General features: G+C 69.2%; 2 protein-coding genes. Both read right to left on the bottom strand.

Annotated features, from left to right (window positions below):
- Positions 1–59: 59 nt before the first annotated feature.
- A complete protein-coding gene (locus CXB49_RS01550; protein ID WP_101706774.1) occupies positions 60–1,322 on the bottom strand; it encodes an MFS transporter in 1,263 nt (420 codons plus the stop codon).
- Complete coding sequence (locus CXB49_RS01545) at positions 1,319–13,855, bottom strand: hybrid non-ribosomal peptide synthetase/type I polyketide synthase (protein ID WP_101710563.1); 12,537 nt, start codon at positions 13,853–13,855, stop codon at positions 1,319–1,321. Before CXB49_RS01545 ends, CXB49_RS01550 begins: the two co-directional genes overlap by 4 nt.
- Positions 13,856–13,875: the final 20 nt, after the last annotated feature.

The raw sequence follows: 13,875 nt of genomic DNA, 5'->3' as shown, positions 1-13,875 counted from the left end.
AGCGCGCCGGCGGCCAGCCGCCCCGAGGCGGCCCTGCCGCGCGCAACGCATCGGCCCGGCTATCTCGGGTCCGCGCCGTCGGTCGCCGGCCTCCGCGCCAGCGGCGCCAGGGCCAGGACATACAGCGCCGCGCCGATCGCAAACGGCCAGCCCGCCGCGGCCGCCGCGCCGCCGCCCGCGCGTACCGCTGCGGCAAACGCGGACGCGCCGAAGAGAGGCGCAACCGCGCCGACCAGGCTCAACAACGATGCCAGCCCGCCCTGAAGCTCGCCCTGATGCCGACCGGAAGCATGGCGCGACAGCTCGCCGCGCATGGCCGGCTCGGCAACCAGCCCCAGGGCCTGCATGGCAATCCCCGCATAAGTCAGCCAGGGCGCCGCCGCCGCGAAGTAGCACAGATACGCGCCGCAGCAGCAGCCATAACCCAGCACAATGATCGCCCGGCCGCTCAGCCTGGCGGTCAACCGACGCACGAGAAACCGCTGCGACACCGCCATTCCGAACGCGAGCGCCGCCAACGCCCAGGAAGCGTCGACGACGCTCCATCCATAGCGCGCCTCGTTCGCCAGCACAAAGCAACTCTGGAACACGCCGTATGCCGCCCATGTCGAAACCGACGCCAACAGATACGGACGCAGCGCGCGATTGCGGAACAAGGCAAGCAAACTGCCGACCGGCTGAGCGCGCCGCCAATCGAACGCTCGCCGATTCTCGGGCCGCAGGCTCTCCGGCAGATACAAGGCGCCGCCCAGCGCATTGAGCGCGGCCAGCAGGCCTGCCGCCACGAAAGGCAAATGCGGGTTGAACGATGCGAGCCAGCCTCCCGCGATCGGCCCGGCCACCAGGCCGACGGCGATGACGCTGCCGGCGCTGCCGTACAGATGCGTACGGCGCTCGCCATCGCTGACGTCGGCGATGTATGCCATCACCGTCGACACATTCGCCGCGGCGGCGCCGGCCAGCGCCCGCCCGATCAGCAACGACGCCAGGCCGCCGGCAAACGCGACGATCCAGTTGCTAACCGCCATGCCGACCAGCGCGATCAGCAGCACGACGCGGCGTCCGTACCGGTCGCTGAGCGCGCCTAGCAAGGGCGCGCACAGAAACTGCATCGCCGAGTACGACGCGATCGCGATGCCAAGCATCAGCGAAACCCGCTCGGGCGACAGCTTGGCCAGCCCCGCGATCAGCGTCGGCAGCACGGGCATCGCCAAGCCTACTCCGAGCACATCCAAGGCGAGAATCGCAAAGACCAGACCCATCGCAGGCCTGGTCGCCGCCGCGACCAGCGGCGTTCCGTTCCACTCCGGTCGCGCGCTCATAGGCCGAAGTCCCCGAGGCGCTGTCGCAATGGCTGGGCGATCGCCTCTACGTGCGCGTCGGCCAGGCAGGTGAAATGGTCGCCCGGCACATCGATGTAATCGACCTGCGACGCGCTGAACGCCTCCCAGCCCCAGGCGGGCGTCTGCCGGATCTCCGGCAGATTGATGCCGGCCGGCATCGAATCGACCGCGCGGAACAGCACGAACGACCATGGCAGCTTCTGCTTCGGCGGATCATAGGACATGCCAAAGGCCCCTGCCGCCCGATAGACGTTGAAAATGCCCCGGATGCTTCCCTCGTCGGCTCGCGCGTCTATCAAGCCGTGCGTTTGGAGCTGGGTCTTCAAGAAACCGAGACGCTCTTCGTGCGAAGCGGCCTCCAGGCGTTCCAGGATTGCGCGCGTCACCTCCACCGGCTTGCCCGAATAGCGCCCGAAGATGCTGAGCAGGGAGCCGACGACTTGGGCATCGGTCGGCGCGGCCATGCGCAGATACGGCGGCGCGGCTGAATCAAACAGCGCGATCAAACCGGGCGGCTCGCCGTCGGCGTCCAGCAGTCTCGCCATCTCCAGCGCCACTTTGCCGCCCAGCGAATGGCCGCCGAGCAGATACGGCCCATGCGGCTGGACCGAACGGATGCAACGGACGTAGTGCTCCGCCATCTCCTCCACGCTGCCATGCGGTTCCGCCTTGCCGTCCAGGCCAAGACACTGCAAGCCGTAGAACGGGCGGTCGCCGCCCATCGCCTTGGCCAACGGCAATAGCTGGTTCACATTGCCGCCCATGCCCGGCAAGACAAAGAACGGCGCGCCGGCTCCCGCGCGTTGCACCGGCACCAGGCAGTAACGCACATGCGCATCCACCGCATCCCCGGCGTCTTCCGCCCCCTCGGTCGCGCCAAGCGACTGGGCGATCCGCTCTATCGTCGGCTCATCGAGAAACTCGGCCAGCGTCAGGCATTGCGGAAACCGTTCCCGCACGCGGGAGATCAGTTGCGCGCCCAGCAAGGAATGGCCGCCCAGCGTGAAGAAATCGTCCCGCACGCCCGGCAACTCGCCGCCTAGCAACTCGCGCCACAGCTCGGCCAGCTGGCGCTCGATGTCGGTGCGCGGCGCAAGTCGTTCGGCGTGTTCCGCCGGCGCGGACGCCCCCTCCCGCTCGCGGCGCGCGCCCGGGCCGCCAGCGAGACGGCGCATCCAGGCATCGATGTCGGCAGCCTTGTTCACCGCCACTTGCGCGCCCTGCTGCGCGAGCGTGATATCGAACACGCGGCAACCCTCGGCGACGAGCAGGCCATGCGCCGCGTCGATCGGCGTCTGACCAGGGTGCGCGCGATCATGTTCGACGCGCATGCCCACCTCCGCCCAGGCATCCCAATTCACCGCGACAACAGGCAGGCCGTCGCGGCGCGCCGCATGCGCGGCGGCGTCGAGATAGGCGTTCGCGGCCGCGTAGTCGGCTTGCCCGACGCCGCCAACCAGCGAGGCCAGCGACGAGCACAGCAGGACAAAGTCCGGTTGCTCGCCGCGCAAGGCGTCCAACAGCGCCTCGACGCCCGTCGTCTTCGGCGCCAGCACGCGCTCCCACAAGGCGGGCGCGCCCAACTGGATCGGCCCGCTGGCCTCGGCGCCGGCCGCGTGAATCGCGCCGTCTATCCGGCCGTGACGGGCGCGGATGTCCGCGAGCGCGGCGGCAAACGCGGCGTGGTCCCCGCAGTCGGCCTGAACCAGCGTCACCTCGGTGCCCAGCTCGCGCAAGGCGCTCAGCGAGGCCTCGACCTCCGGCTTCGTCGCGCCCGCCGAGCGCGACACCAGATGCAAGCGCGGAGCCGCGGCATGCTTGGCGATGTGCGCCGCGAACGCCAGACCCATTCCGCCCAGGCCGCCGGTGATCACATACACGCCGCCATCCACCAGCCGCGGCGGCGCCTCCAGGGCCGGCAGCGCGCGGAAAAACGGCTCGTGGAATGTGCCGTCGCGCACCGCCACCGTCGGCGCGAGCGGCGTCCGCTCGCCGACGTCGGCGCGCGCCAACGCGTCGCCCAGCGCGGCGTAGTCGGCCGCGCCCGGCTGCGCCGGCAGATCGATATGGCGACAACGCAGCTGCGGAAACTCCCACGCCGCGGCTCGCAGGGCGCCGGCCAGCGCCGCCTGGGCGGGCCGCGGGCGGTCATCGGCGCGCACGGCGCAGGCTCCGCTGCTGACCAGCGTCAACACCGTTCCGTGAGGCGCCTTCGGCGCAAACGCCTGCAACAGCCGCATCAGATCGTCGAACAGCGCGCCCGCCGAGCGGCTGTCGCCATCGTCGGCGCAATACACCCATTGCGCCGGCTCCGGCTGTCGCTCGACAAGGCCGGCATAGCCATCGGCATCGCCCGGCGCGATCTCGTGCTCGCCATCCACCCATGCGCTGTCTCGCGGCGCAAAGGGCTGGATCGCCTCGCGCCAGGCAGCCTGGCGCGCCACTATCGTCCATCCCGTTGCCGGCAGCGCCTCGCCGCGCGGCGGCAAGGCCGGCCGCCAAGCGGGCCGCGTGCACCACGCGTCCGGCGCGGATCGGTCGGCCGCCGCGGCGTCCAGTCGCTCGTCGCGCAAGGTGAAGCCTTCCACGCTAGCCAACGCCGGCCCGACACCGCCGGCGGCATCCGCCGCGAACAGCGTCAGGTCGTAAACGTTTTCCCGCACTCGCCGCGCGTGGCTGTATAGCCGTTCGGTCAGCGGCGCATGGATGGACAGCCTGCCGTAATGAAACGGCAGCCGCGCTCCGCGGTTCTCCATCACCGCCAGGAAGCCGGTCGCCATGTCTAGCAGCGCCGGATGCAAGGGGAAACGCCCCAAGTCGGCCGCAAAGCCGGGGTCGAGCTCAAGGCGGGCGACGCCTTCGTCCTCCGCCAGCCACATCGAGCGGAAACAACGCCAGCGAGGTCCAAACAGCGCGAGTCGCTCATTGAGCGCGGTGCGGGCGTCGACGCTCGCCAACGTGTCGGCGCGCAAATCGCGCAGATGGTCGAAAGCGGCCGATGGCGTCGACGCGTGGTCTTCGGCGGCGATCCTGCCCTGTGCATGGATAATCCAGGCGCCGTCGTCGTCCAGCGGCGCGGACGTCAAGGCAAAGTCCTGCGCAGCGCCGTCCTCGCCGCCGAAGGTCACCCGCACCGCGTGCGGGCCTCGCGCCTCGTCGAGCACAAGCGGCGCCGGGAAATACACATCGCGCATTTCGATCATGGGTCCATGCCCCATGCGCTCGAACGCGCCGCGCACCAGCTCCAGGCAGCCCGTGCCCGGCAACACCGGCTTGCCGTCGAACACGCGGTGCTCGTCCACCAGCCACAGCGACGGCAGCAGCGCCAGCGCGTATTCCCGCCCGCCGCCAGCCAGCCGACGCCAGTGCCGGTACAGGGCCGGAGCGGCGCCGCGTTCAATCGGCGCGTCTATCCAGTGCCGCGCGCGCGCGAACGGATAGGTCGGCAAGGGCACGCGACGCGCGGAATCGGCGCCGCGAACACGCGGCCAGTCAAGCCGCGCGCCCATCCGCCACAACGCCGCGACGGCATGTTCAAACATCGCCGCGTCGTCCGAGCGATCGCGCGGATGACGGCCGCAACCGGCGGTTTCGTACTCGCCGGCATCCGCGTCCAAGGCGGCGCGCAAGGTCCGTCCCGGCCCCACCTCCAGCAGGATGGGCGTGTCGAACGCTTCATGCAGCATCTCGATCCCGTCGGCAAAGCGCACGGTGTCGCGCAGATGCGAGGCCCAATAGGCGGCGTGCTTGTCCGCGTCCAGCGATAACCAGTCACCGGTACGGTTCGACACAATCGGCACCGCGCCCGCTTGCACCGGAATCGTCGCGACAAACGCCTCCAATTGCCGCGCGGCATCGGCCATGCGGCGGGAATGGAAGGCGTGCGAGGTGCGGATAGGCTGGCTTTGCACACCGGCGTCGGTCAGCGCTTGCTGCAAGCGCGCCATCGTCTCGACGCCGCCGGCCAACACGCACTGGGCGCGGCCGTTGACGGCCGCCAGCTCCACGTCCGAGCCCAGCCAATTCGCGCATGCCTGCTCGCTCAGCGTCACCGCCAGCATCGCGCCGCGTTCGGCGCGCTGCATCAGCCGGCCGCGCATCGCGACAATGGCGAGCGCGTCAGGCAAGGCGTAGCAACCGCCGATGCAGGCGGCGACCAATTCGCCCAGGCTGTGGCCGATCAGCGCGTCCGCCTGCGCGCCGCGCGAGATCAATAGTTGCGCGCAAGCGTATTCGACCGCGAACAGCGCCGGCTGCGCGACTTCGGTCTCGCGCAACGCGGCCGCCGCCTCGTCTTCGCGCTCCGGAGCCGGATAAAGGAAGGCGAGGATGTCGGGGCCGGATTGCGCGCGCAACAGCGCCGCGCACTCGTCCAGGGCCTCGCGGAATACCGGCTCGCGCTCGTAGAGCCCCCGCAGCATGCCGACATGCTGCGCGCCCTGCCCCGGGAACATGAAGACCAGCGGCCTGTCCTCCCTGGGCTCGCGCGCCGGGGTTTCCGATGCCGCCTCCAGCGCGACAAGCGCCTGCTCGCGCGTCGCGCAGACTATCGTGTCCCGGAACGGCAGGCGCGCGCGGCCCGCGCCAAGCGAGTACGCGACATCGGACAGCCGCGCCTGCGTCGCTCTCAGATGCGCGGCGAGCCGGCGCCGCATGCGCCTAAGCGCGCTTGGCGACTTGGCGGACAGCGGCAAGACGCGCCAGGCGTCGTCCTCGGCGAGCGGCGACGGTTGCCGCGGCGGCGCCTCGATGATCACGTGCGCGTTGGTGCCGCCAATGCCGAAGGAGCTGATGCCGGCGCGACGCGGCCACGGCGCCTCGGGCCAGGCGCGCCTGTCGGTATTGACGTAGAACGGACTGCCGTCGAGGTCGATCTCGGCGTTAGGCCGGGTGAAGTTGGCCATCGGCGGCAACTCGCCGCGCTCGACCGCGAGCACCGCCTTCACAAATCCGGTAATTCCGGCCGCCGCGTCCAGATGCCCGAAGTTGGCCTTGACGGAGCCTAGCGCGCAGCAGCTGCCATCCGGCCAGCGGCCGTCAGCCGCATACGCCTGCGCGAGGGCGCGGAATTCGATCGGATCGCCAAGCCGCGTGCCAGTGCCGTGCGCTTCCACATAGCCTATGGTCTCCGCCGGCACCTGCGCGTTGCGCAGCGCCGCCGCGATCACATCGGCCTGACCGGCGACGCTGGGCGCGGTATAACTGACTTTGCCGGCGCCGTCGTTGTTGATCGCCGAACCGAGAATCACCGCGTGGACATGGTCGCCGTCCTCGATCGCCTTCGCCAGCGGCTTGAGCATGACGACGGCGCAACCGCTGCCGCCGGTCGTGCCGGACGCATCGGCGTCGAATGGCCGGCAATAACCGTCGGCGGAAATGATGCTGCCCTGCATCGGCCGATAACCATAGTACTCGGCCTCCAGCGACACGCCGCCGACCAGCGCCATCTCGCAATCGCCCGAGCGCAAGCTGGCGCACGCGGCGTGAACGGCGACCAGCGAGGACGAACACGCGGTTTCGACCGTCACGGCCGGACCGGCCAGGTCCAGCTTGTAGGCGACGCGCGTCGCCAGGAAATCGCGGCCGTTGCCAAGCAACCATTGGATGTTCTCGAGCTTCAGCTCGCGGCGGCGCGGATAGACATTGTCGAGCAAATAGTGGCTGGTGCCCGCGCTCGCGAACACGCCGACTCGCGCGCCGCGCGCGCTGCCGTAACCGGCCGCTTCCGCCGCCGCCCACGCGCACTCGAGGAAGAGCCGCTGCTGCGGGTCCATCAACGCCGCCTCGCGGGCCGAGTAGCCGAAAAATTCGGCGTCGAACTTGTCCGCGTCCTCAAGCCGGTTGCCAAGCTTGACGAAATCCGGCTGCGAGCGCGCCGCCTCGTCGGCGCCATGCTCGGCCAGCAACTCCTCGCTGAAGCGCAGCGTCGATTCGGCGCCATCGATCAGGGTGTCCCAAAACGCCTGCAAGTCCGGCGCGCCGGCAAAACGCCCCGCCATGCCGATCACCGCGATCGCGCCATCGGCGATGGCCGGGGCCTCCCCATCGCCGGCCACGACGACATCGGCCGCCTCGGCGGCAGGCTGGGGTGCGGCGTCGTCCGCGATGGATACCCGCAGGCGCTCCAGATGCGCGACCAGCGCGCGCAATGTCGGATGCTCGAACAGCTCCGGAATCGTGATGCGGGTCGAGAAGGCATCCTCAAGGCGCTTGCGCATTTCGACGATGCGCAACGAATGGCCGCCGAGATCGAAGAAATTGCCATCCGCTTCGATATCGTCGCGCTCAAGCACCTCTTGCCAGATCCGCCGGACACGCGCGAGCAGCTTGCGGCCGCCCAATTGCACGCGCTCGCCGGTCGTCGCCGGCGACGAGACGGCCGGCGCGGGCGCCGCCTGCGTCGGCTGCGCGTCGGAATAGGCGGCAAGCGCCTTGCGATCGACTTTGCCGGTGCGCGCGCGCGGCAGCTCGGGCAGTTTCACCAAGCGCTCCGGCACCATATGCGCGGGCAGCTTCCGCGCGAGCTGGGCCTGCGCATCCCCCTCCTCGAGCGTTCCCACATAGTAGCCGATCAGAATCCGATGCCCGTTCGCATCGAGCGGCGCCGCCACGATGCCTTGCTCGATGCCCGGCAACGCGTTCAGATGCGCTTCGATTTCTCCCGCCTCGACGCGGAAACCGCGGATTTTCACTTGCCCGTCCGAGCGCCCCACATACACCAGGCTGCCATCCGCCTGGCGGATCACGTAATCGCCGGTCCGGTAGCAGCGCGCGCCAGGCTCGGACGAGAAGGGATCCGGCACAAAGCTGCGCGCGGTCGCTTCGTCCAGGTTCAGATAGCCTGCCGCGACGCCTTCTCCGCCGATATACAGCTCACCCGGCACGCCATGCGGCAGCGGGTTCCGATAACGGTCAAGCACATAGAACATCACGTTGGCGATCGGATTCAACACCAGCGAGCCGCGCGCATCCCAATAATCGGTCGCCGAGGCATAGATGGTCGTTTCGGTCGGTCCATAGCCGTTGATGAAGCGCCGGCCCTGCGCCCACGCGTGCGCGACATTCGCCGGGCACGCCTCGCCGGCCGCCACGATGGTCGCCAGATCCGGCAACTCGGCATGCGGCAGCAGGCGAAGCGCGGTCGGCGTGATCTGCAGATGCGTGATCTGCGCGGCGCGCAGCAGCTCAAGCAACTCCGGACCGGGCAACAGCCGCGCGCCGTGCGCGAACACCAGGGTGGCGCCGCTGATCAGCACGGGAAACACCTCGCCGCACACGCCGTCGAACACCGGCGAGAAATACTGCAGTTGCCGCGCGCCCGGATACAGGCCGATGCATTCGGCGAAGGCGTTCGCGGTATTGCGCAGATTGCGCTGGGTGACCATCACCCCCTTGGGCCGCCCGGTCGAGCCCGAGGTGTACAGCACATAGGCGAGATCGGTCGGTTCGCGGACGATGCCGGGCAAGCGCGGGACCGGCGAGCGTTCATCATCGATGTCGTCGGCGACAAGCGTGGCCAGCCCCAACGCCGCGCACCGCGGCGCGATGTCGCGCTGGGCGATCAAGAACCGCACGCCGGCATCGGCTATGGTATAGCCCAGCCCGCCGTCGATCTTGTCGTCGGGGTTCAGGGGAACAAACGCGCAGCGCGCCTTCAGCGCGCCGAGCATGCCGGCGACCAGATACGGATGGCGTCCGGTGAACAGGCCGACCCTCGCGCCAGGCGCCGCGCCGCGCTCAAGCAGCGCGGCGGCGATCCGGTTCGACAGCGCATCGAGCTGCGCATACGTCCAGCGACGCGCGTCGAACGCCAGCGCGACGGCATCGGGGGCCGCCAACACGCGCGACTCGAATTGCGCGACCACGTCGCCGCCCGCGCCGAAATCGCGCCGCGTCTGATTGCACGCGCGCGTCAACGCCAGATATTCGTCGGCGGGCAACATCCGCACTTCGGAAACCGTCTGCTCGGCGTCGGCGAGAAGATTGCGCAGCAATTCGCCGAAGTGGCGCGCCAGCCCGTCGACAAAGCCGCGCGCGTAACGCGACTTGCGGTATTTGAAGCCGCCGCCCAGCGGCGCGCCGTCGAACGCGCGGATTTCCAGCATCAGATCGAGTTTGACCTCGTCGGAGGCGAGCGCGATCTCCTCCACCGCCAGGCCCGGCAGATTGAGCGCAGCCGGCGGCGCGCTCTGCACGACGAGCCCGATCTGGAAGAATGGATGCCTGCCCGGCGCGCGCGCCGGATTCAGCGTTTCAACCAGATGGTCGAGCGGCACCGCCTGCCCGGCGTCGGCGTCGAGCAGCGCACGCCGGCTTGCCTTGACCGCATCCGCCAGCCGCATCGGCTCTTCCATCCGCAGCCGCACCGGCAGCAGGTTGACGAAGAAGCCCAGCAAGGCCTCGGCGTCCGGATGATCGCGGCCGGCGAACGGGATGCCGATGATGATGTCGTCCTGCCCGGTGTAGCGGTGCAGCAGCACCGCGAACGCCGCGTGCAACACCATCGTCGGCGTGCAGCTCAAGCGTTCGCACAGCCGCGTCAGTTGCGCCGAGCATGCCGCGGGCAATTCAAACCCGGCGTAGTCCCCCGCGGCGTCGTCGGCGTCCGTCGCGCCGGCGCGCTCGTGCAAGGGCAGCGCCGGAGGGAGGTCGCTCAAGCGCTCGCGCCACGCAGCCACCCACTCCGCGAATCCTGGCGTCGCGGCTTGCGCGCGCTGCCAGGCCGCGTAATCCTGATACTGCGGCTTGAGCGCGCAAGCGCCGGGCGCGCCGCCGCCGGCGTATTCGCGATAGGCGGCCGCCAGCTCGCGGCGCAGCAAGGCGCTGGACCAGCCGTCATAGGCGATGTGATGCAGCACCACGCACAACACATGGTCATCGTCGGCCATGCGCCACAGGCTGGCGCGGATCGGCCATTCGCGATCCAGCGCGAACGGCCCGGCCGCCTCGCGCGCGAGCCGCTGGTCCAGATTCGCCGCGTCGACGGATTCCGCGACGAGCGCCAGCCGCGCCGGTTCATCGACTTGCGCAAGCGGCTCCTTGCGCGTCGCGCCCGCGTCGTCGACGAATGTCTGCACTTCCGCGCCGAAGCGGGTGCGCAATGTCTCGTGGCGGGCGATCACATGATTCAGCGCGGCCTCCAGCGCCGCGCGATCCAGCGGCCCGCGCGCGCGGAAGACCTCGGGCATATTGTAGGCGGAGGTCGGCGCGGCTTGCTGCGCGAACCACATCCGCCGCTGCGCGAACGACAAGCGGCGCCGCTCCGTCCCCGACGCTTCGGAGATGGCCGCGCTGGCGCGCTCCGCGCCGCCGCCCTGCGCGCGCTCCATCATTTTCTGCATCACTGTTTCGGCCAGCTGGGCGATCGTCGGACGCTCGAACAGATCCGCCACCCGCAGCTTCACGCCAAACGCGTCGTGAACGCGCGCCAGCGTCTGCGTGATCAGCAGCGAATGGCCGCCACGCTCGAAGAAGTTGTCGTGGACGCCGACCCGCGTCGTCTGCAGCAGCGCTTCCCAATCCTCTGCGATCCGCGCTTCCAGCGGATTGCGCGGCGCGGTATAGACGCGTTCGGTCGCATTCCAGTCCGGATCGGGTAGCCGCTTTCTATCGATCTTGCCGTTCGCCGACAGGGGCAGCGCCGGCAGCAGCACCAATGCGCGCGGCACCATATGCGCCGGCAGGCGCGCGCGCAGATGCGCCAACAATATATCCGCCGTTTCCGCCGCGCTCGCGTAAGCGACCAGCTCGAGCTCGCCGCCGGGCGCCGGACGCGTCACCACCGCGCACTCGCGCACGGCGGAATAATCGGCGAGAACGCTCTCGATTTCGCCCAGTTCGATCCGGAAGCCCCGCACCTTCACTTGATTGTCGAGCCGGCCAATGAACTCTATCGTGCCGTCCGCCAGATGGCGGCACAAATCGCCGGTGCGGTAGAAACGCCGGCCGTTCGGATCGGACGCGAAGCGGCCGTCGGCGTCGAACGAACCCGTCGGGAAACGCTCCTGGTTCAACTCCGGCCGGTTCAGATAGCCCGAGGCGACGGCGCCGCCGCCGATCAGCAACTCGCCGGGCACGCCGAGCGGCACCAGATTCAAGGCGCCGTCGACCACATACATCGACGTGTTGGGCAGCGGCGCGCCTATCGGCAGGCTGCGCTCGGACTCATACCAGGACACCTGCGGTTCGAACGTCGCGCTTTCGCATGTCGCCTCCGTCACGCCGTATACGCTCAGCACCCGCGTGTCCGGCGCACACAAGGCGCGCAACTTTCTATATTCGTGCACAAACCAGACGTCCGCGCCGCATGTGACCGCGCGCGCGCGCAGTCGTTTGCCGCTGCGTTCGAGGTAGTCGATCATCTGCCGGACCACGGCGGGCACAAACTCCATCACCGTCGCGCCCTCGCGCTCGATCAAGCCATGCAGCGCCGCCGCATCGCTCAGGCTTTCGCGCGGGCACATGATCAGCCTGCCGCCGCCGCCCAGGCCGCGAATGACGTCGCTCATGAACACATCGAAGGTGTGGTTCGCCATCTGCAGCACGGCGGTCACGCCAAGCTCGGCGCGGCCGTAGGCGGCCTCGAAGGCATGGAACAAGGACATCCAGCTGCCATGCGAAACCTGGACGCCCTTAGGCCGGCCAGTCGAACCGGAGGTGAAGATGACATACGCGATGTCGTCGGGCAGCGTCGCCTCATCCTCCCAGCCATCGGCCGCGAACGGCGCGCGCTCGGCGCCGTCGGCCTCGTCCATCGCGATCACCGGGCCGTCAAACCCCGCGCCGTCGCCAGCCTTCGCGACGACGACGGCGGCCGGCGCCACATCGTCCAATAGCGACGCATGCCGCGCGTCGTCCGGCGAAACCAGCACAAACACCGCGCCTATCTTGTGGATGGCGAGGAGAGCGATAATCACTTCGGGCCCGTAGCGTCTCAAGACGACGACGCGATCCCCACGCCGGACGCCGGACGCGCGCAGGCGACCGGCGAGCGCCGTCGCCCGCGCGTCGACATCGGCGTATGTCTGGCGCGCCTCGCCGTAAACCAGCGCGATCGCATCGCCGTCGCGCGCCGCGACCTCCTCTACCGCCCGGTGGAACGGCAGGAATGGCGCGTCGGGATCGCGCGCGCCGTCGTTGGCCAGGGACAGCATCACCGCCGCCGCCTCGCGAGACAGCAAGGGGAAGCCATCGATCGGCGCATTCAAATCGGCCGCGAAGCGGCGCAAGATCCGCACCAGGCTATCGCTCATCCGCTCGACCAGCGCGTCGTCGAGCAGGTCGCAATCGTACTCGAACGCGCCGCGCATGCCGTCGCCGACCAACGATAGCGTAAGGCTGAGATCGTATTTCGCGGTGCGGGAATCCAGCGTGTAAAAACGCGCGGCTATCCCGTCTCCGAACGCGGTCGAGAACCCTTCCGCCGCCAGATCGAACAAGACCTGGAACACCGGCCCATGGCTGAGCGATCGCGGAGGCTGGACGGCTTCGACTATCTTCTCGAACGGCACATAGGAATGCTCGAGCGTTTCGAGCACAGTCTCGCGCACGCGATCGAGCAGTTGGGCAAACGTCGGCGAACCGGACGCGTCGATCCGGTTCGGCAAGGTGTTCACGAAATAGCCGATCGCGTCCTCGCAATCCAGCTCGTAACGGTTCGAGATCGGCGAGCCGATCACCACATCGCCCTCGTGCGTATAGCGCCGCAGCAACACGGCGAACGCCGCGAGGCCGATCATATACATCGACACGCTGCGCCCGCTGGCCACGCCCCGGAGCGCGCGGACCACGTCGGCGGGCACGTCGAACACGGCGCGGCGGCCGTTGAAACGCCGCTCCGCCGGACGCGGATGGTCCAGCGGCAGCGGCAATACCGCCGGCGCGCCCACTAGCCGGCTCCGCCAATGCTCAATGCCGGCCTCAAGCTCCGCGCCGCCGACGGCGGCGCCGGGGTGCAGGCCGTCGGCAAGCGACGACGCGTCCGGATCGACGCCGCCGGCGAGCGCCTCGTAAGCGTTCGCCAGCTCATCCAGAAATATCTGCACCGAGCGGCCGTCGAACACGATGTGATGCACGGTCACGATCAGCGCGTATTCGTCGTCCGCGATGCGCGCGAGCGTGGCGAGGATAGGCGCGTCGCGCTCCAGATCGAATGCCGAGCGGGCTTGTTCATCCTCCAGCAGGGCAATCCGCATCTCGGGATCCGGATCCGCCGACAGATCCGCCCGCTCCAGCCCGGCCAAGGTATCGACGATGCGCGCGGCCGGCTTGCCGTCCAGGCTTGGGAACCTGGAGCGGAGCGCGGGATGCCGCCGCTGCACGACGGCAAACGCGCGCGCGAGCGCGTCGGCGTCGACGCGGCCGGACAGCCGCAGCGTGAACGGGACGTTATACGTCACGCCGCCGCGTTCGAACTGATTCAGAAACCACAGACTCTGTTGAGCGGCGGACAAGCCGGCCAAGCCAGCGAAGGAGGAGTGGCCGGATGCGGCCGCCAGACTTTCGAGATGCATGCATTGCTCCAGAACGGCAG

It is taken from the genome of Chromobacterium sp. ATCC 53434 (genome assembly GCF_002848345.1).
GTDB lineage: Bacteria > Pseudomonadota > Gammaproteobacteria > Burkholderiales > Chromobacteriaceae > Chromobacterium.
This window is presented reverse-complemented; position numbering and strand designations above follow the sequence as displayed.

What these genes read in the sequence shown, in the direction of transcription:
- CXB49_RS01550 (WP_101706774.1), bottom strand. Translation starts at nt 1,322, where the DNA reads ATGAGCGCGCGACCGGAGTGGAACGGAACGCCGCTGGTCGCGGCGGCG.
- CXB49_RS01545 (WP_101710563.1), bottom strand. Translation starts at nt 13,855, where the DNA reads ATGCATCTCGAAAGTCTGGCGGCCGCATCCGGCCACTCCTCCTTCGCT.